At 63.9% G+C, this 18,758-nt stretch carries 14 protein-coding genes; 3 read left to right on the top strand and 11 right to left on the bottom strand.

The window, feature by feature from the left end; translation table 11 throughout:
* Positions 1-574: 574 nt before the first annotated feature.
* Both AC5O5I_RS21285 and pvdO read right to left on the bottom strand, forming a co-directional pair.
* A complete protein-coding gene (locus AC5O5I_RS21285; protein ID WP_172286525.1) occupies positions 575-3,034 on the bottom strand; it encodes a TonB-dependent siderophore receptor in 2,460 nt (819 codons plus the stop codon).
* A gap of 125 nt (positions 3,035-3,159) precedes the next feature.
* The gene (gene pvdO, locus AC5O5I_RS21280; RefSeq protein WP_494511511.1) at positions 3,160-4,020 is read right to left on the bottom strand and encodes a dihydropyoverdine dehydrogenase; all 861 of its coding nucleotides are present in this window, start codon (positions 4,018-4,020) and stop codon (positions 3,160-3,162) included.
* Positions 4,021-4,210: 190 nt separating this feature from the next.
* On the opposite strand from pvdO, the gene AC5O5I_RS21275 reads away from it, so the two are divergent.
* Complete coding sequence (locus AC5O5I_RS21275) at positions 4,211-4,372, top strand: hypothetical protein (RefSeq protein ID WP_172225539.1); 162 nt, start codon at positions 4,211-4,213, stop codon at positions 4,370-4,372.
* A gap of 116 nt (positions 4,373-4,488) precedes the next feature.
* On the top strand, positions 4,489-5,370 hold the full coding sequence (locus tag AC5O5I_RS21270) for a DMT family transporter (protein WP_494511510.1): 882 nt from the start codon (positions 4,489-4,491) through the stop codon (positions 5,368-5,370).
* 3 nt (positions 5,371-5,373) lie between these two features.
* Here AC5O5I_RS21270 and AC5O5I_RS21265 read toward each other — a convergent pair whose 3' ends face one another.
* Together AC5O5I_RS21265 and AC5O5I_RS21260 are read right to left on the bottom strand one after the other, a co-directional pair.
* Positions 5,374-5,832 (bottom strand): DUF4265 domain-containing protein, encoded by a 459-nt coding sequence (locus tag AC5O5I_RS21265; RefSeq protein ID WP_494511509.1) that lies wholly within the window; start codon positions 5,830-5,832, stop codon positions 5,374-5,376.
* Between the two features lie 13 nt (positions 5,833-5,845).
* Positions 5,846-6,721, bottom strand: coding sequence for a DMT family transporter (locus tag AC5O5I_RS21260; protein WP_172286522.1), 876 nt, complete (start codon positions 6,719-6,721; stop codon positions 5,846-5,848).
* Positions 6,722-7,370: 649 nt separating this feature from the next.
* On the opposite strand from AC5O5I_RS21260, the gene aceK reads away from it, so the two are divergent.
* Positions 7,371-9,086 (top strand): bifunctional isocitrate dehydrogenase kinase/phosphatase, encoded by a 1,716-nt coding sequence (gene aceK / locus AC5O5I_RS21255; RefSeq protein WP_494511508.1) that lies wholly within the window; start codon positions 7,371-7,373, stop codon positions 9,084-9,086.
* 71 nt (positions 9,087-9,157) lie between these two features.
* Here the strand turns inward: aceK and AC5O5I_RS21250 are convergent, their stop codons facing one another.
* The 7 genes from AC5O5I_RS21250 to AC5O5I_RS21220 all read right to left on the bottom strand — a co-directional run bounded on the left by AC5O5I_RS21250 (position 9,158) and on the right by AC5O5I_RS21220 (position 18,694).
* Positions 9,158-10,201 (bottom strand): phytanoyl-CoA dioxygenase family protein, encoded by a 1,044-nt coding sequence (locus AC5O5I_RS21250; protein ID WP_172286521.1) that lies wholly within the window; start codon positions 10,199-10,201, stop codon positions 9,158-9,160.
* A gap of 3 nt (positions 10,202-10,204) precedes the next feature.
* A complete protein-coding gene (locus tag AC5O5I_RS21245) occupies positions 10,205-12,340 on the bottom strand; it encodes a capsule polysaccharide biogenesis protein (protein WP_494511507.1) in 2,136 nt (711 codons plus the stop codon).
* Positions 12,341-12,493: 153 nt separating this feature from the next.
* On the bottom strand, positions 12,494-13,060 hold the full coding sequence (locus AC5O5I_RS21240) for a GNAT family N-acetyltransferase (RefSeq protein ID WP_494511506.1): 567 nt from the start codon (positions 13,058-13,060) through the stop codon (positions 12,494-12,496).
* 4 nt (positions 13,061-13,064) lie between these two features.
* Positions 13,065-14,630: an LTA synthase family protein gene (locus AC5O5I_RS21235; protein WP_494511505.1), complete on the bottom strand. Its 1,566-nt coding sequence runs from the start codon at positions 14,628-14,630 to the stop codon at positions 13,065-13,067.
* Positions 14,631-14,637: 7 nt separating this feature from the next.
* Positions 14,638-15,414 (bottom strand): SDR family NAD(P)-dependent oxidoreductase, encoded by a 777-nt coding sequence (locus tag AC5O5I_RS21230; protein WP_172225515.1) that lies wholly within the window; start codon positions 15,412-15,414, stop codon positions 14,638-14,640.
* On the bottom strand, positions 15,411-16,730 hold the full coding sequence (locus AC5O5I_RS21225) for a capsule polysaccharide biogenesis protein (protein ID WP_494511504.1): 1,320 nt from the start codon (positions 16,728-16,730) through the stop codon (positions 15,411-15,413). Before AC5O5I_RS21225 ends, AC5O5I_RS21230 begins: the two co-directional genes overlap by 4 nt.
* Positions 16,670-18,694: a capsule polysaccharide biogenesis protein gene (locus tag AC5O5I_RS21220; RefSeq protein ID WP_494511503.1), complete on the bottom strand. Its 2,025-nt coding sequence runs from the start codon at positions 18,692-18,694 to the stop codon at positions 16,670-16,672. The genes AC5O5I_RS21225 and AC5O5I_RS21220 overlap by 61 nt, the downstream gene beginning before the upstream one ends.
* Positions 18,695-18,758 lie beyond the last annotated feature (64 nt).

The raw sequence follows: 18,758 nt of genomic DNA, 5'->3' as shown, positions 1-18,758 counted from the left end.
GCGATGGGCTGCGCAGCAGCGCCATTAAGTTAACCAATTGGGGCTGCTGCGCAGCCCATCGCCGGCAAGCCAGGCTCCTACAAGTACGGCGCATGGCTTGAGTTCGATGCGGTCGGGGTGGGAGCTGGCTTGTCGTGGCGACGAACCGCGGCGATGGGCTGCGCAGCAGCCCCATCAAGTTAAACAATTGGGGCCGCTTTGGGGCCCATCGCCGGTAAGCCAGGCTCCCACAAGTACGGCGCATGGCTTGAATTTGATGCGGTCGGGGTGGGAGCTGGCTTGCCGGCGATGGGCTGCGCAGCAGCCCCATCAAGTTAAACAATTGGGGCCGCTTTGGGGCCCATCGCCGGTAAGCCAGGCTCCCACAAGTACGGCGCATGGCTTGAGTTCGATGCGGTCGGGGTGGGAGCTGGCTTGTCGTGGCGACGAACCGCGGCGATGGGCTGCGCAGCAGCCCCATTAGCTTTAACTGACTGGCATTAGCCGCATTAGCGGCCCTTTTTTTGCGGCCTGTATGCCGGGCATGAAAAAACGGCGCTTCCCGAGTGGGAGGCGCCGCTTTTCATTGGGGGCATCAGAAGTCGTAGCGCAGGTTCAGCGTCGCGTTTCTTGGTGCGCCGTAGTGGCCGTAGTTGCCGGCCAGGCCCGCGTAGTACTTCTTGTCGAACAGGTTTTCCACATTCAGCGTGGCGGCCAGGTGCTCGCTGATCTTGTAGCGGGCCATCAGGCTGGTCACGGCGTAGTCTTCCTGGGCGATACGCGTGTTGTAACGGGTGGCCACTGACTGCTTGGAGTTCCAGTTAACGCCGCCACCGACGGTCAGGCGCTCCCACTCGCCCGGCAGGCGGTAAGTGGTCCACAGGCGGAATGTATCCAGCGGCAGTTGAGTGGTCAGGCGGGTGCCATTGGCATCCTCCGTGCGGGAGTGGCTATAGCCAGTATGCAGCTCCAGCCCGCGGGCCACTTCGCCGGACAACTCAAGGTCGAAGCCCTTGGTTTCTGCTCCGCTGACTGCGCGATAGGCGGTGGAGTTGGGTACGCCGGGGACAGCGAAACCTACGTCTTCTTCTGCAAGGTTGTCACGCTTGATCAGGTAGATCGCAGCGCTGGCATTCAGGCGGCCATTGTAGAACTCACCTTTCCAGCCCATTTCATAGTTTTGCCCGATAACCGGGTCAAGCACTTTACCGGTTCGGTCGCGGCTGGTCTGGGGCTTGAAGATATCGGTATAGCTGGCATACACCGATTGTTCGTCCGTCAGGTCGTAGATCAGGCCCGCATAAGGTGTTACCTCGCCGCGCTCCTGCAAATGGGTGGGGTTACCGGTGCCTGTGGTCAACACGACCTGGTCGGAGTCGGATCGATAACTGGTAGTGCGGGCACCGAGGATCATGTGCAGATCATCGGTGAAGTTGAGCCGGGTAGCGATGAAGTAACCGGTCTGGCGGATGAACAGGTCATAGTCCAGCAGCGGCGAATAACTGCCAGGCTGCGGCAAGCGGTTACCCCAGTTGTAGAAGTTGGCATCCACCGCCCCGGCCGTACCGGTGAAGTGGTTGTTCTCGTAATCCATGTAATCGAACCCGGTGACCAGCTCGTGGGTCTGGCCGAAGAGCTGGAACGGGCCCTGCAGGGTGACGTTGACGCCACGTTGTACCTGATGGGCATCCACCTCCAGGCGATCGAATGAGGCGTTGCCAGTGGCCTGGTCGAGGGTGGATACACCCGCGCCGGTACGATAGAACGCCGACAGCGAGTCGCGATCAACGTCCATGTAGTTGCCGGCCACTTTCAGCTGCCAGCCATTGCCAAGCTCCTGGTCCAGGCCAAAGGAGTAGTTCTTGGTGGTGTAGTCTTCGTACATCCAGCGTGGGCCGGAACTGGTGGAACGAGAGAAATGGGTGGGCTGGCCGTTGCTGAAGAACAACGGTACGCCCGGAGCGCCGTTGGCGTCGTAAGTCTGGTAATCCATGCCGAAACGCACGGTCGTGGTATCGGTGAGGTCTGCTTCCAGCACGCCGTACACCAGGTCGCGGTCCTGGCTGTACCAGTCCATGTAGCTCTGGTTGCTTTGCTTGGCTGCCACCAGGCGGCCACGCAGTTTGCCGCTTTCGATCAGCGGGCCGGAGACATCGGCCTCGGTGCGGTAGTAGTCCCATGAGCCGACACCGGCCTGCACATACGACTGGAACTCGCGCGTAGGGCGCTTGCGCACCATGTTGACCACACCGTTGGGTTCGCCGGCACCCGTCATCAGGCCAGTGGCGCCGCGGACGATTTCTATGCGGTCGAACATGGCCATGTCCATCAGCGTATTGGGCATGTTACGCGTCAGGTAGTCTTGTGTGGTATTCACGCCATCGAGCTGGTACGTGCTGATTTCCGAGCCGCGCGAGTAAATGTGAAAACGCTCGCCACCGTCCTGGGACATGGTGATGCCCGGGTTCTGCTTCAACACGTCGGTGATGCTTGCCAAGTGTTGGTCGTCCATCTGCTGGCGGGTGACAACGCTGATGCTCTGCGGCGTTTCGCGGATAGACAGATTCATGCGAGTGGCGGTGCTGGTGACGCCAGTAGTATAGGAACCCGTGCCTTCGGTAGTGGCCCCAAGGCCCATGCTATTGACGTTGGTCGCCGAAAGCTCGACCTGGCCGTCCTTTGCGGCTGAACTCGCCGTGACGGTGACCGTGTCGCCGTCGATCTGATAGCGCAGGCCGCTGCCCCCCAGCAGGATACGCAGCGACGAGGCGAGGTCGTGACGCCCCTTCAGCGTAGCGGAGCGGACCCCGCTGATATCTTCCGGGCTATACAGCAACTGGGTATCGGTCTGCTTGGCCAGCGCCTGCAACGCCGAGTTCATCGACTGCGCAGGAATATCCAGGGTCCATTCCTGCGCCTGCACCTGGGCAACCAGCGCCCCGGACAGGGCCATGCCCAGGCCAATGCGCGACAACGCGCGCTGTGGGCGAAGGGAATGACGGATCAGTAACGCTTTGGCAAGCGGGTTGAGCGGGCCGGGCAAGGACTTGGACATCTATTGCGGTCTCGTTGGCAGAGGGTTTTTTTCTATGTCAGCTATGGGACGCAGCACCTGCAAAAAACCGGAACGATTCTTATTGGCGATTTTTTTGTCGGCGCTGCGTTAACCGCGTCACAACTTCACAGTTCGCGTGCTACGCGAAAACCGAGGAAGTCGCCGCGGGTGGTCTTGAGGCGGTCGTTGCGGTTGGCCGAGCGCGAGAAGATCGGCGGCTCGCCCCAGTCGTTGCCACGCATGTGCGCGCGGATGCACTTGGGGTCCTGGATCCAGGCGCTGCCGTCGGCGGGGGCGCCTTGATAGCTTTCGTGGTAGCAGTCGGCAACCCACTCGTAGACGTTGCCGTGCATGTCGTACATGCCAAAGGCATTGGCCGGGTAGCTGCCCACCGGGGCGGTGTAGGTGTAGCCATCGCGTGGGCCGTAGGTGTTGGCGTGCTTGCTGATCTCGTACTTGCCCGGCTCGTCGAAGGGGAAGGGGAACGCACCGGTGGAACCGCCGCGGGCGGCGTATTCGCGTTCGGCTTCGCTGACCATGCGGTAGGGCTTGCCGGTGGTTTTCGCCAGCCACCGGGTGTAGGCCTGCACTTCGTCGTAGTCGACGCACACCGCTGGCTGGCGGGGGCCTTGCTTGTAGCTTGGCTTGCTGGCTTGGCACCAGCGGCCGGGGCGGTCGTCGCCACTTTTGATCACGGTGCCGGTGGCCTTGATGTAGGCATCCAGCTCGCCGGCGGTGACCTGGTAGCGGCTCATGGCGAAGGGCTTGGCGAAGGTCACGGTGTGCAAAGGGCCTTCGTCGGGCTGGCGGCCGACTTCGTCGTCGGGCGCGCCCATCACATAGCTGCCGGCGGGCAGCACGACCATTTCCGGGCAGTTTTGGCAGTCCTTGAACACGTCGCCTGGTTTGGCGGCATGGGCGTAGGCGCTGACCAGCAGCAGGCAGGTGATCTGGGCTGGCCGGTAGAGCCAGGTGGATACGTTCATCGGTGATCCTCGAATCGGGTGAATGCGTGCTGCGTTTCGCATTCAGACGAGACGGGGCGGTGAAAAATTAACCAGGGGGCGATGCGCTGCAGCCTGTGCGGGGCTCGCGGCAAAGCCGATGGCAGCAGTTGCCAGGCCCGATACACCGGGCTATAGTCCAGCCCATTGTTCTCTTCCTGAAGACTTGTTCATGCCAGCCAGCCCTTCCACCACAAGCTTTGCCATCGCGCCAGTCGCGGGCATGGTCGTGCGTGGCAGCCAGCAGCCGGTCATGATCAGTCACTACCCACCACCGGTCAGTGGCGTCGTAGGCGGCGTAGCTCCGCCTGCTTGCGTGGTCGTGCTGGGCTGATCGGCTTTAGGCCGCACCCCTTCGCACACGCAACCTACTGAACACGGTCGGCTACTTCCCACGCTGAAGCGCACGCCGTCCGTTTGGCTTTTTCGCCTAACATCAGGTGGCAATACATGTCTGTCATTACCAAAGCATCCGTGGCCTCGGCGGCCACTACCAGCCTGTTCGTCCTGCTGTGGAGCAGCGGCGCAATCGTCTCCAAACTGGGCCTGGCACATGCCAGCCCGTTCGCCTTCCTGCTGTTGCGCTCGGCACTGGCCCTGAGCGGCCTGCTGCTGATCGGGCCGCTGCTGGGCCTGCGCTGGCCGCGCAGCCGCGGGGCCATGCTGCGGGCACTGGGCACCGGGTGTGTGCTGCTGGGCGCCTACCAGATCTTTTACCTGCTGGCGCTCAATACCCATGTCACCCCCGGCGTGATGGCCACGGTGATGGGGGTGCAACCGATCCTTACCGTGGTGCTGATGGAACGCCAGCGTTCCTGGAGCCGGTTGTTCGGCCTGGGGCTGGGGCTGGGTGGCTTGATCATGGTGGTGTACCAGGGCATCAACCTGGGCGGGGTATCGCTGGCGGGCATGCTGTTTGCCTTGCTGGCGCTGGCCAGCATGACCTTTGGTTCGATCCTGCAGAAACGCATTACCGACAACCCGATGGGCACGCTGCCGCTGCAGTACCTGGCGGGCTTTGCCATGTGCGCTGTGTTCGCACCGCTGCAGCCGCTGCATGTCGAGTGGACCGGCGGCTTCATCGGCGCGCTGCTGTGGATGGGGCTGGTGGTTTCGCTGTTGGCGACCTTGCTGCTGTACCGGCTTATCGCCAAGGGCAACCTGGTCAATGTCACCAGCCTGTTCTACCTGGTGCCGGCGGTGACGGCGGTGATGGACCTGCTGATCTTCGGTAACCGCCTGGCACCGCTCAGCCTGCTGGGCATGGGGCTGATCGTGGTGGGCCTGCTGTTCGTGTTCCGCAAGCCCGCTGCGCGCTTGGCCGAGGCGTAAGCGCTAGCGGAATTCTTCGGGGATGGTGTGGCGCAGCACGCCTTCCTCGAAGTCCAGCAGGCCGGCTTCGCGCTGGGTGAGCAGGTAGTAGAGCAGGGTATCGAGCGAACGCAGCGACGGCACCTCGACCGCCAGCATCTTCACTGCCGGCTCGGTTTCACAGGCGCAGCCGAAATCGAGCAAGGCTGCACGTACCTGGTCGAGGGTTTCCGGTGGCCTGACCACAACCCGGAACACCGAGCTGCCACTGCTGCTGCGCAGTTCATCGAACCAGGTTTCGCCAGCTTCTTCACGGGTGCCGATGAGGTCGCCCGGGGCTATGCCGTAGACATGAAAGGGAATGCTGTCGACGCTGTATCCGCCTTCCACGGCCTTGGCCCACAACCCCTCGACCGAGGCGGGCGGGTAGCCGTTCGGGTCCTGTACCAGGCGGAACAGGACTTTTTTATATGCGTTGTCCATCGTTTACCCCGCGTCAGTTGCGTGCCGGGCGCAGCACCAGCCACAACGCTGCAGCAATCAGCAGGCCGCCGTACAGGTGTGCCAGCGACAATGGTTCGTCCAGCAGCCATGCCCCCCACAATACGCCGAATACCGGAATCAGGAAGGTCACCGTGCTGGCCTTGACCGGGCCGATTTCTTCCAGCAGGCGGAAGTACAGGATATACGCGAACGCCGTGCACAGCAGGCCCAGGCCCAGCAGCGACGACCAGACCTGCCAGCCACCCCAGCTGGCCGGTGGCTGGCTGATGGCGCTCCAGGCGAACAGCGGGCTCAGCAGCAGCGTGGCGCCCATCATGCTGCCCAACGCCGAGAGGCGGCTGTCGAGGCCGCTGACCCAGCGACGGGCAAGGAACCCGGCAAAGCCGTAGCAGGTGGTGGCCGCCAGGCAGGCGAGGGCGCCTTGCACCAGGGCCATGTCCAGCGCCACCGGGCCGGCGCCGCTGAGGATGCCGACGCCGAACAGGCCGAGGAAGATGCCGCAGAGCTTGGCCAGGGTCATCGGCTCGCGGAAGAACAGCACGCCCACCAGCACGCCCATCAGCGGTGTGGTGGCGTTGAAGATCGCCGAATAGCCCGCCGGCAGCACCTGCGCGGCCACCGAGTAGAAAGTGGCCGGGATACCGGAGTTGATCATGCCCAGCACCAGGCAGGCGCCAAGCTTGCCCTGGAAGTCCCAGCGCACGCGGGCGGCGGCGACGATGGCGACCAGGCCCAGGCAGGCGATGGAGACACGGAAGAACGCGGTCGGCACCGTGCCCAGCTCGGGTGCGATGATGCGCATGAACAGGAAACTCGCCCCCCAGACGGCGGCAAGTGTCAGCAGGCGGGCTAGGGCGATGGGGCTCACAACGGTCTCCGGAGGCAGGGCAGGGGCGCGAGTGTACGCCAGGGGGCGGTGCGATTCTTGTGCTTTCTTGCGCTGTAAACCTGTACCGGCCCATTCGCGGATGAATCGGACCACCGCACCGCGGCTCCTGCTTGCAGGAGATTGCCCAGCCCACAGGTCTCTGCTAAATCAGTCAGTTATGTGCAGTTCAATGTGAGATTGCCCAGCCCAGTGGGAGCGGGTTCACCCGCGAATGCGGTGGCGGCGACAACAGTGAATGCCCAAGGATATTGGCTGGCAGGTCCGGCCTCTTCGCGGCGGTTCGACGCCTCGATGAACCCGCTCCCACAGGGGCCCTGCTAAATCAGTAGTTATGTGCAGTCAATGTGAGATTGCCCAGCCCAGTGGGAGCGGGTTCACCCGCGAATGCGGTGGCGGCGGCGACAGTGAATGCCCAAGGATATTGGCCGGCAGGTCCGGCCTCTTCGCGGCGGTTCGACGCCTCGATGAACCCGCTCCCACAGGGTCCCTGCTAAACCAGTGAGTCATGTGCAGTTCTATGAGAGAGGGTTTACCGAGGCGTCGAACCGCCGCGAATGGGCCGGCACAGGCACCGCATTTCAAACAGGCCGACTAAGCTGTGTAACTCACCCCCATCGAGGTTTCCGGCATGCCCCAACCCTGGCCCGCTGTCGAAATCGCCCGCACCATCCTTGCCGGCTTCGACGACTACCGCGACCACTTCCAGCGCATCACCCTTGGTGCCCGCCAGCGCTTCGAGCAGGCGCGCTGGCAGGCTATCCAGCAGGCCTCCGCCGCGCGCATCACCCTCTATGAAGAAAAGGTCGCCGAGGTCAACGGCTGGCTGCGCCAGGCCTTTGCCGCAGAGGTGCTGCTGGACGTGGAGCAGTGGCCGTTGGTGAAAAACGCCTACATCCAGCTGATCGACCCGCGGCTGGACGACGAGCTGGCCGAGACGTGGTACAACTCGCTGTTCTGCAGCCTGTTCAGCCACGACCTGATCAGCGATGGCAGCATGTTCATCCACACCACCCGGCCGTCCATGCGTGGCCGTGAGCGCGCTGCGCAAACCCGCACCTATCGGCCTGAAGGTGGCATCAAGGGGTTGCTGCGGGCGGTGTTCGACGATTACCCGTTCGATACGCCCTACGGCGACCTGGACGGCGACCTTGCACGCCTGGAAGAGCAACTGCGCGAATGCCTGCCGGACTGGGTGTGCAAGGACCCGGCCCTGGCCGTTGAGCTGTTCGTGCCGGTGCTGTACCGCAACAAGGGCGCCTACCTGGTGGGCCGCCTGTACAACGGCGACGAGCAATGGCCGTTGGCGATTGCCCTGCTGCACCGCGAGGGCCACGGCATCGAGGCTGATGCGCTGATCACCGACGAGGCCGAGGTCTCGATCATCTTCTCGTTCACCCGCTCCTACTTCATGGCCGATGTACCGGTGCCGGCGGAGTTCGTCAATTTCCTCAAGCGCATTCTGCCGGGCAAGCACATTGCCGAGCTGTACACCTCGATCGGCTTCTACAAGCAGGGCAAGTCGGAGTTCTACCGGGCGCTGATCAACCACCTGGCCAGCAGCGACGACCGCTTCGTCATGGCGCCCGGGGTGCGCGGCATGGTCATGAGCGTGTTCACCCTGCCGGGCTTCAACACCGTGTTCAAGATCATCAAGGACCGCTTTTCGCCGTCCAAGACCGTCGACCGCGCCACGGTTATCGACAAGTACCGGCTGGTGAAAAGCGTCGACCGGGTAGGGCGTCTGGCCGATACCCAGGAGTTTGCCGATTTTCGCTTTCCGCGCAGCAAGTTCGAGCCGGAGTGCCTGGCCGAGTTGCTGGAGGTGGCACCGTCGACGGTGGCGCTGGAGGGCGAAACCGTGCTGATCCGCCACTGCTGGACCGAGCGGCGCATGACGCCGTTGAACCTGTACCTGGAACACGCCAGCGAAGCCCAGGTGCTGGAGGCGCTGGAGGACTATGGGTTGGCGATCAAGCAATTGGCGGCGGCGAATATCTTCCCTGGCGACATGCTGCTGAAAAACTTCGGCGTTACCCGGCATGGCCGCGTGGTGTTCTACGACTATGACGAAATCTGCTTCCTGACCGAGGTGAACTTCCGCCATATACCGCCGCCACGTTACCCGGAAGACGAAATGTCGGGTGAGCCGTGGTACTCGATCGGGCCGCACGACGTATTCCCCGAGGAGTTTCCGCCGTTTCTGTTTGCCGATATCGGCCAGCGGCGGTTGTTCAGCCGTTTGCATGGGGAACTGTATGACGCGGATTACTGGAAGGGGCTGCAGGCGGCGATTCGCGAGGGCAAGGTGATCGATGTGTTCCCCTATCGGCGCAAAGGCAGGTAGTTGCCACGCCAGCACCGCCGGCCCTGCGTCGATCGGGTAAACCCGCCCACACAGGGCAGGTTTACCGTGGGTCAGATATACGGCGCCTCATACGCATTCAACTGTTCCACAAACCGCCAATGGCTTTTCTTCCCGAACCCCATCAACCGCTTCAAGCGGATATCCCAGCGCATGTGGTGATTGGCAATCCACGGCAAGGCAAACAGGTGCGCCCCACGCCACGGTATGAACGGGTTACGCCGCAGGCTGGCGTAAATCTCTACCCGGTGGCTGGCCTGGTGGCTGGCACAGCGGGCATGGAAGCCCGAGGTGTCCGCCACCACCAGGGTATTGGCCGGCACGGCAAAGCGCCGTGGCGGCGGCAGGCCGAGGGCGGCCAGGTCGGGCTCGTCGATGCGGAACGACCCTTCGCGGTGCATCCGCTCGACAGACCGCGCCGCCCCCAGGCTTTGCCGGTATTCCCACGCCAGCCGCTCCGGCGTCAGCCGATGCGACCCCGGCACATAACTGAACGGCCCCTGGTCATCCTCCACATCATCCAGGAACAACCAGGCCTTGGCCGTGGGGTGGAAGGTGTCGGCATGCAGCCGGGTCTGCGGGTCCTGGTCGGCATTGGCCGCGTCAATCACGATCGACTGCAACTGATAGGTAATGCCACCGGTATTGGACGACGCATAGGCAATCAGGTCGCGCACACCCTTGTCCGCCACAAACGCAGCACTGGCCGGGTTACACGCCAGCACATCCTGGTCCAGGCTTACCCGGCGCGTTACCGCGCGGCCCTGGCGCATTTCCCAGCCAGTGCTGCGCAAGGCGCCCAGCTCGGCGCGCAATGCCGCAAACTGTTCGGCGGGCAGGGCGTTTTCACGGATGAAAAAACCGTTCTGCTCAAAATGCTCGCGCTCACCGGCATCCAGCCGCGAGGCCAGTGCCTGGCGGCGGTAGCCGGCCATGGCCATCGCCAGCTGGCGACGCTGTACATGCAAACCCAGCGCGTTCAGCCGGGCACTGCCCAGCACCGGGTTGTTCTCGAACGACTTGGCATGGGTAGCCAACTGCAAGCAATGCCAGGGGAGCGCCGCGTAACGGCCGATGTCCTTGATCGATACAGGCATGTTCTAGTCCTTTGATGGGGCCAGTGGCCGGCCGCAGCCGAGCATGGTCCGGGTATAGTTGAGCAACGGCGCCAATCGCTTGTTTGCCGCGCGCGCCGGGTGTGGCGCGCTGAGGCAGGCGAGGGCGTGCCAGGCATCGCAGGGCAAGTCTTGCTGGACGTCGGCATAGCGCGCATAGCGCAGCAGGGCGCCGGCTACCAACTGGTCCAGGGTCAGGCGCCGGGTTCGGCGCGGCAGTGGCTGGTGGTCCTCGGTCAGGCCCCAGCCGGCATAAAACGGCGTACCGTAGGTGACAACCGGCACACCGCGCAGCAAGGCCTCGAAACCGGCAGTGGAACTGAGCGTATGCAACGCATCGACCTGGCCATACAGGCCGGCGATGTCCACCCCGGCCAGCACCTGGTCCGCCAGCCCCACCAGTTGGGCGGGTGCCACCTGGCCCCGGCGCTTGCCGGCCTCTACGTCCGGGTGCGGCTTGTACAGCACCCAGGCATCCGGCAGCTGCGCCCGCACCTGTTGCAGCAAGCGCAGGTTGCACCCGGCACCGCCGCCGCTGCACAGCGCCGAGGCATCGTCCTCGACCTGGCCCACCACCAGTACCCGCAGCTGGCCCGGTTGCCCCAGCAGCGCGGGCCGCGCGTTGCTGCGCAGGTTGAACTTGCTGGCACCGCGGGCCACGATCTGCGCCCGCAGGCTTGCAGCCTCGGCCAGGGTTGCGGCATCGAAGGTGTCATGCTGCAGCAGTTGCTCCAGGTCGCTGGCAGACTGCGCATCGTAATGAATGCCACCCCGGTCCAGTACCAGCGACAGCGCCGGGCTGTTGCTGGCGCCCAGCCCCGTGGAGCGCAAAAAACCATCCTCGACTCGCCACAGCGGCACACCGGCCTGGCGCGCACGTTCGGCAAGGCCGGCCGGCTCGCGTGCCGCCCACACCAGCAGCCGGCCCTGTTCGGCGGCTACCTGCTGCACCAGCTGCGGCGTGTCCAGCGCAAAACGCAGCTGCCCCCAGCGGCTGGCAAAAAAGCGCCGGATATTGTGCTGCTTGTGCCGCTTCACCCCCAGCACCGTGGTCGGCCCGGCAAACCCGGCATCGCGGGCCTTCTTGCGGGCCAGCTGACGGGCAACGGTCAAGGCATCGGTCAGCTGGCCGGTCAACGGGTCCACATAGCGGCAATAGCGCACATAAGCCGCAGCCACCAGCTGCACCAGGTCTGGCCGGGCCTGGCGGCGGGGGATGGCCATGCGGTCATCGGTCAGCCCCCAGCCCGCATAGAACGGCAGCCCGAAACAGGTCACCGGCACACCCTGGATCAACGCCTCCAGCCCCGCCTGGCTGGTGCCCACGTACACCCGCCGGGCACGCCGCGCCAGGGACGCCCAGGCCACCGGCCGCGCCTCCAGCGCTACCCCACGCGCCTGCGCCGCTGCCAGCAGGCAGCTAGGCTTCTGCCCGCCCAGGCAGTCGGGGTGAATGCGCACGCGCACGTCGGCGCCGGGGTTTTCGGCCAGCGCCACATCCAGCATGCGCACATAGTCGGCCTCGCACAGCCCGCCGCCCGGGATCGAATAGTCCCCGGCCGTCTGGTCCACCACCAGCACCAACGGCCGCTCGCGGCCCAGCGGGTCGTCTGCGGGCAAGTCCTGGGCGTTGTTGTATTTACCGATGCCGCTGCTGCGCATCAAATCGATCAGTTCGCGGGCGCAGCCCAGCTCGTAGTCGCTGAGGGCCTCGGGCTGCTGCAGAATGTTTTCCAGCAGCGAAGGGCGGTCTGCCAGGTAGTGAATACCCACCGGGTCGACCACCATCGACATCGGCGTGTCGCCCTCGATGCCCAGCGAGGAAGACCGCAGAAAACCGTCCTCCAGCGCAACGTAAGGCAGCCCCCAGCGCTGGCACAGCACCCGGGCCTGGGCCGACGACTGCTTGTAGCCGATACCGGCAATGGCCTTCAGCCCCTTGGGCGCCTTGCGCCCGCGCCGCCACAGCCAGAAGGGCGGGCCTTCCGGGCCGAGAAACTGCGGCAGGTGCAGCACCTTCCAGGCCACCCATTGCGACATGATGCCGACCCAGCCGGTGCCGTCTACCAACGCCTGCGGGGGCGTGAACTGGCCGATGTTGACGGGCAAGTCAGCGCTCATGGCAACCACCGCATATAAAGGGCTGCACAGGCCTTGTGGGAGCGGGCATGCCCGCGAAGCAGGCGCCACCGTGGCTGGCAGCGGCGCAGCCGGTGTTCGCGGGCCAAGCCTGCCCCCACAGCCCCAAGGCAGCTGGTTGTTCCATAATGTGCATTACACCGCCCGCCACATGTTGCGCACCGGCGGAAACGGCACCCAGCGCTTGCGGCGCGGGGCAAAGCCGTTGTGCAGGTACAGCCGTTGCGCCCGAGGGTTGTTCAGCGGCACCTCCAGCTCGACCTGGGTAAAACCCTGGCCCGCAGCATGCGCACAGCACGCCTGCACCAACGCCGCCCCCACGCCTTGCTGGCGGGCAGCCTTGCTCACCCGCAGCCCGTACAGCAGGAACGGGTAGCGCCATTCTCGCAGCTCGCTCAGGCAAAAGCCGGCAAAGCGCACCCCGCCAGCCAGCACGCCGAACTCCCGAATGAACGGCCGCCAGCGCAAGGCAAACGGCCCACGCTTGCCATGTTTGAACGCGGCAAAGCCCAGCACCTGCTCGCCGTCGAAGGCCAGCAGTACACGGTCCCAGTTGATGGCCGCGCCCAGCAGGCGATAACGGCACGCCGTATCGCCGATCAGAAACGCCAGCGAGCCCCGCCCCTCGGCCAGCAAGCGGGCCAGGGCAGGGGCTGCGGCACGCTCCGGCGCCAGGTCCGATCCCAGAACGATGTGCACCACCTTGTCAGGCTACCCCGGCGCTGGCAGCCGGCGCATGCCGGCCTTGCGCAGGCGCCTGGGCATGGGTGCAGGCATGGCCGAGCAAGGTACTGGACAACTGCTGTACCGCCAGTGCACTGGCACGGCAGCCCGGTTGGTGGCGGTTGGACCAGATCAGGTAGTCGGTGTCGCCCGCGGGTGCGCCGATTGCCTGGTACACCCCAGGCAAGATCGGCACATGGTCACCATAGAAGCACAGCAGCGCCTCGTTCGGCCGGGCCATCAGCGTTTCGCGCAGCATGCCCAGCATGCGGTCGGCATTACAGATATGGCGCACATAAGGGCCCAGATCCTGCATGCCCGGTTGCAGCGGGCGGTCGAACCAGGCGGGCAGCTCGTGCGCGGCCGCGCTTTCCAGGTGCAGCGGGCCGTGGTTTTCCATGGTTACCGCATGGATGAACAGCGGCTGGGTACGGCCCGGCGCCTGCAGCAGTTCGCGGATCTTTTCCGCCACGGCGCAATCACCAATGAACGGCCCGGCCTTTTGCGAAGCGTCGAACGCCTTTACATCGATAAACTCGTCAAAGCCCAGCGCCGGCAGCACCTTGTTGCGCCCATAAAAGCCGCCATCGTAGGGGTGAATGCAGACAGTGCGGTAACCCTGCGCCTTGAGCGTGGAGGCGATGCTGGGCAGGCCCTGACGGGCCAGCACGCGGTACGGATTGAAGCGGTGCACCCCCAGCCGGCCCGTGGGGATACCGGTCAGGTAGGCGAACTCGGTACGCACCGTATTGGCGCCCCAGGCCGCGACCTGCAGCTTGCCCCGGGCCAGCGCCTGGCTGGCCAGCAGGTCGTACTGGTCGAGCACCTGCGGGCGCACGCCCGGCCACAGGTCGCGCACATCGAAGAACGACTCGCTCTGTACCGAGACCAGGTCTGGCAGCGTTGTGGGCTGGCCAAAGCCCGATGCAGCAGCGGCCTTCGCCGGCGAAGAGGCCGGCACAGGCTCACCCGCAAACGGCGACCCCAACCCCGCCCGGTCGACCGGCGCCCGCGCCGCCCAGAAGTACCGCCATAAACTGGCCGCCAACCCCCAGTCACGCACATCGCGCTCGGCATCAAAGCTCGGCTGCACCTGCCGACGCCCCAAACGCAACAGCCCCAGCCCCACCGCCAGTGGCAGCAGCGCCGCAAGCCGCGCACCCGGCACCTCGAAGCTCAGCCCCGCCCACAGGTAAACCAGAAAGCCCACCGCCAGCAACGCCGCCTTGCCGAAACCGAAAAACGGCAGGTACAAGCGCGGAAACTTCACTGCATCGCTGAAATATTCAAAGTCTGCACACACAAACGGCTCGCGCAGCGAGTGATACTTCGAATTGCTCACCAGCACGATCAACAGCCACAGCAGCAGCAGGTTCACGCCACTGAACAACGGCCGCGCCGTCAGCGCATACAGCAGCCCAAGCCCCACGCACCACAGCCCGGCATGCAGCATCCAGCAGTCGGCCGGGCGGCGCAGGGCAGGGCGGGGCACCAGCAGGCGCTCGACGCCAACGGTCAGCGCCAGGCCACCCAGAGCAACCGGCAACAAGGAAACATCAATCACTGTACTTCAACCCACGCAGGATCATCGAAGAAAGCCACTGCGGGATAAGCCCCAGCAGCCAGGTGCCCAGGTTGAGCGGAAACGGAAAGCTGATACGCGCCTGGTTCGCCGCCAGCCCGCGCTTGATCCGCCTGGCCGCTTTTTCGGCCGTCCACAGAAAAGGTTTAGGCCCAGGCATTTCGAAGCACATCTTCGACTCCACATAGCCCGGCACAATCACATTCACCTTCACCCCTTCCGGCGCCAGCCAGTCACGGATGGCCTCGCCATACACGCGGATCGCCGCCTTGCTGGCGCTGTAGGTTGGCGTCACCGGCAACCCACGCCAGCCCGCCAGCGAGCTGAACAGCGCGATCTGCCCATGGCCACGGCTGCGCATGGCCGGCAGCGCGGCCTCGACGGTGGCCAGCGCGGCCATCACGTTCACTTCCATCAGCGCCCGGCTGTCGTCCCAGGCCTCCGGCTCGCCATTGGCACCCACCGCCGTATTTAGCCCGGCCCCCACCAGCACCAGGTCGGGCTGATGGGCGTCGCTGACGCGCCGGACCATCGCCCGCAGCGCGTCCAGGTCGCGCACGTCCAGGGCCTCCAGCAACACCAGCGCCCCCAGAGCGCGGCACTGCTCGGCCATTTCGTCCAGGCGGTCCTGGCGCCGGCCTTGCAGGATCAGGGTCACGCCAGGGGCCGCGTAGGCCGGCGCCAGCGCGCCACCGATGCCGCCGGTGGCGCCGGTGATGAGGATGCAGCGAGGTGAAGCGTGCGAACTCATAGGTATTTTTCGATTCTTGAGGTTTTCGCCATCAGGACTTCCAGGCAGTTGGTCACTGCCATGTCCATGCCGCAGCCGGTGTAGAAGCCGCCGTTGACCTGGGTGGTGTGGATGACCGTGTTGCGGAAGCGATGGAACAGCTTGATATCCGGCATGTCCGGGTCGTGCCAAAAGTCCGCCAGGCTGCCCTGGTGGGTGAGGCCCGGCATTGCATAGATCGGGTCGGCCAAGGTGATGGTCGGGCGCCCGTGCAGCAACGCGGAAGCACCTGCAGTGCTGTTGACGGTAATCATGCCGTTGATGTGTGAGAGCAGCGTGGGCATATGCCCGCTCTCCATGAACTCGACCCGGTCGGCTACGTCGTATTCACGCGCCAGTGCTTCGGTAACGTGGCGATAGTTCACCAGCCCAGGTGTCAACGGGTGGTTCTTGATCAGCAGGCGGGCATTGAACGGGGCGTTCAGCGAGAACGAGTCGATCACGTGCTCGATGACCTGGGTCATGTTCTCGAACGGCGAGTGATCGCGGATCTGGGCGTCGCTGTCCAGCTGCAATGGCAGCAGGTAGGTAGGCTGGCGCTCACGGGCGACATCGGCGACCAGGGCATCGTCGCGGCTGCGGGCGCGGAGTAGGCGCAGGCCTTGGCGGATGAAGCCGGCGTACTCCACTGCGGCGTTGAAGGGCGCGTGGGTGCGGTATTTCGGGTAGAACAGCGCATTGAGGGCGCCGCCTGCGTGGTACATCACGTCATGGGCCGCGCGCGCGGTGAAGGACAACTTGAACGAGTTACCGTTCTGGTAGCGCGGAATGTACTTGCCCACGTCGCGGTACCAATCTGGGTCCTTTGGCAAGCGCGAGTTGTTGTTGACGCCGTCGCGCTCCAAGGTGATCCAGTAGGGGCGGAAGTAGCCTTCTTCGAATACGTGCACACGAATGCCCTGCAAGCGAGCGAGCGTTATCGCGGTGCGGTGCACCGGGCGGCAGTCGCCGAACAGGACAAGGTCGGTGATGTCCAGCCGGCGGAATGTATCGGCATACCAGCCTTCAAGACCATCGGCGTCACTTGGGCAAGCCATGTTTGGGCCATCCGCGCCGTATAGCTCATCACCAACGTTGAATCGCACGCTGTGCACATACTGGCCGATGTCCCGGAGTGCTTTTGCAAGGCGAGCAAAGAACGGTGAACTAACGCCTTGAAGGAACAAGAAGTTGCAGGTGGGAATGCGCAGCAGAGGACCACGCGGCGCCCTTGCACTCAGTCGGTCGGGCGCTTCATGCCCAACAAACTGCTCAAGCGTCGTTTCAAGTCCTGCCATCGGGAAGTAGCTCCGGGCTGCGGTGGTAGCGCATGCCAATTTTGTAGTTCGTACAGTATCTGTTCTGGTGTGGTGAAACGGTTAGTGATGCGGCTTACGTAAGTGGGGTAGAGGAGTAGTGTTCCCGCCACCAGTTGGTCCAAGGTCAGCTTTCGGCTTCGTCTCGCCTGCACCTCGGGTCGCAGGTCCATGTCCTGGGTCAACCCCCAGCCGGCATAGAAAGGCTGGCCGTAGGTGGTCACGGGCACGCCGCGCAACAAGGCTTCGAAGCCCGATTGCGAGGTCAGAACGTGTACTTCGTCGACTACTTCCAGTAGTTGCTGCAGCGGAGTGTCGCTGATGACTTCGTCGCACCAGTGCACTGTCTGTTCTTCATCATCGCCGCGAGGGCGAGTGCCTGCGAGCACTTCAGGATGAGGCTTGTACAAGACCCAGGCGTCGGGATTGCGTTCCCGGACGGCGCGTAATAAATGCAAGTTGCTGTGGATACGGTTGCTGCCAAAGCGGATGGATGCGTCGCCCTCCACCTGACCCGTTACCAGAATCACTTGCTGCACTGCTGTGGGCCTTTGCCACACGCAACCTGGCAGGTTGTACTTGGTCAGCCCTGCATTGCAGATGGCCAGCCGTAAAGACTTGGCTCGCTCTATCAAATGCGGGTCAAAGGCATGGTCGGCGAGAATCCGTTCCAGGCGCGATGTTCGGGTGGCGTCGTAATAGATTCCCAGGTCGTCAACAACCCAAGACAGGGGCCGTGCCTTGCCTGCACCCAAGCCGACGGAGCGTAAAAAACCATCCTCTACACGATGTACAGACTGGCGGTGGCCCTGTAGACGCTCGTCCTGCTTGCACCCCCAGGAAACCACCGACAACGAGTGCGAAAGACGCCTCTTGGGTTTGACGAACCGAATTGAGCTCCCATCGAAGAACAGCTTGGCAAGCGGCTCTTTCCAACGGCTGAAACCGCAAACCTGAACCTGTGCCGGTATCTGACTGCGCTGGCGCCGCTGCAGGCCCAGCCATTTGATCAGTGTTTCCGGCGTGCTTGGGCCGCTTCGTTCCGGGCATATATAGCGAGGGTAGCGAACCAGGCTTGCGTGAATCAGTTGGCCCAGGCTGACTGGCCTGCGGCGCACTGGGGCTGACAGGCGATCATCGGTCAACCCCCAGCCGGCATAGAACGGCATGCCCCAAGTGTGCACCGGCACGCCCCACAGCAGGGCATCGAAGCCGAGTTGCGAGGTCATGACATAGACGGCTCGCATTTTAGGCAGCAACTCAGCGGGGTGAATGTTCTCGGCCAAAACCCGCACGCGCGGATTTGCCGCCACTGAACTCAAATCGAAATGGCCGCTTTTGCGACCAGCCACCACATCAGGATGTACTTTGAGCAGGATGGTGCTGTTCGGGTAGCGGGCCAACGCCGCCTGCAGCATTGCTGCGAAGTCCTCGACGCTGGCGTTCTGCAACGAAGCATCACCCTTGGTCTGGTCTGCTACCAGCACACAGTTATCGGGTAGCGCGGGTATTTCGATGCGGGCACTGTTGTATTTCGAGACCCGCTGCTCCTGCCACAGTACTTGTAGCTCTGAAGCACGCACCTGCTCCTGCGCAGACAAAGGTTCAGCGATCAGTTGCTCAAGTCGAGAAGGCTGGCTGGCGTCATGATAGATGCCTACCGTGTCGACGATGATCGACAACGGAGGCTCCTCAGCCCCTAAACCCACAGAGCGCAGGAACCCATCTTCCAGTGTCAATACAGGCTTACCGGCGCTTTGAGCCTGCGTCATGGCAATGGCCGCACTTGGCTTGCGGCCCCAAGCCATTACCCAGTCCGATTGCTGAATGTCATCCACACCACCGCACTGCAGCTCAAAATCAGGCAGCAGCGCAGGCAGGGTGGCTATTCGCTGAGCCCCCTTGGAGAGGAGCAGCAAACGTGGGCGAGGTAAAACGTCATCCATAAACGTGCAGCAGCGTTCCGTGAAAGGGCGGCAAAGCGCTGGAAGGCTTCCGGATCCATTGAGG

Source organism: Pseudomonas sp. 9_2_1 (genome assembly GCF_059295275.1).
Note: the sequence above shows the minus strand (reverse complement) of the source record. Positions and strands in the feature narration are given on the sequence as shown.

Bases quoted from the DNA above. Each gene is read 5' to 3' on its own strand.
- AC5O5I_RS21285 (WP_172286525.1), bottom strand. From the start codon at position 3,034: ATGTCCAAGTCCTTGCCCGGCCCGCTCAACCCGCTTGCCAAAGCGTTA.
- pvdO (WP_494511511.1), bottom strand. From the start codon at position 4,020: ATGAACGTATCCACCTGGCTCTACCGGCCAGCCCAGATCACCTGCCTG.
- AC5O5I_RS21275 (WP_172225539.1), top strand. From the start codon at position 4,211: ATGCCAGCCAGCCCTTCCACCACAAGCTTTGCCATCGCGCCAGTCGCG.
- AC5O5I_RS21270 (WP_494511510.1), top strand. From the start codon at position 4,489: ATGTCTGTCATTACCAAAGCATCCGTGGCCTCGGCGGCCACTACCAGC.
- AC5O5I_RS21265 (WP_494511509.1), bottom strand. From the start codon at position 5,832: ATGGACAACGCATATAAAAAAGTCCTGTTCCGCCTGGTACAGGACCCG.
- aceK (WP_494511508.1), top strand. From the start codon at position 7,371: ATGCCCCAACCCTGGCCCGCTGTCGAAATCGCCCGCACCATCCTTGCC.
- AC5O5I_RS21250 (WP_172286521.1), bottom strand. From the start codon at position 10,201: ATGCCTGTATCGATCAAGGACATCGGCCGTTACGCGGCGCTCCCCTGG.
- AC5O5I_RS21245 (WP_494511507.1), bottom strand. From the start codon at position 12,340: ATGAGCGCTGACTTGCCCGTCAACATCGGCCAGTTCACGCCCCCGCAG.
- AC5O5I_RS21230 (WP_172225515.1), bottom strand. From the start codon at position 15,414: ATGAGTTCGCACGCTTCACCTCGCTGCATCCTCATCACCGGCGCCACC.
- AC5O5I_RS21225 (WP_494511504.1), bottom strand. From the start codon at position 16,730: ATGGCAGGACTTGAAACGACGCTTGAGCAGTTTGTTGGGCATGAAGCG.
- AC5O5I_RS21220 (WP_494511503.1), bottom strand. From the start codon at position 18,694: ATGGATGACGTTTTACCTCGCCCACGTTTGCTGCTCCTCTCCAAGGGG.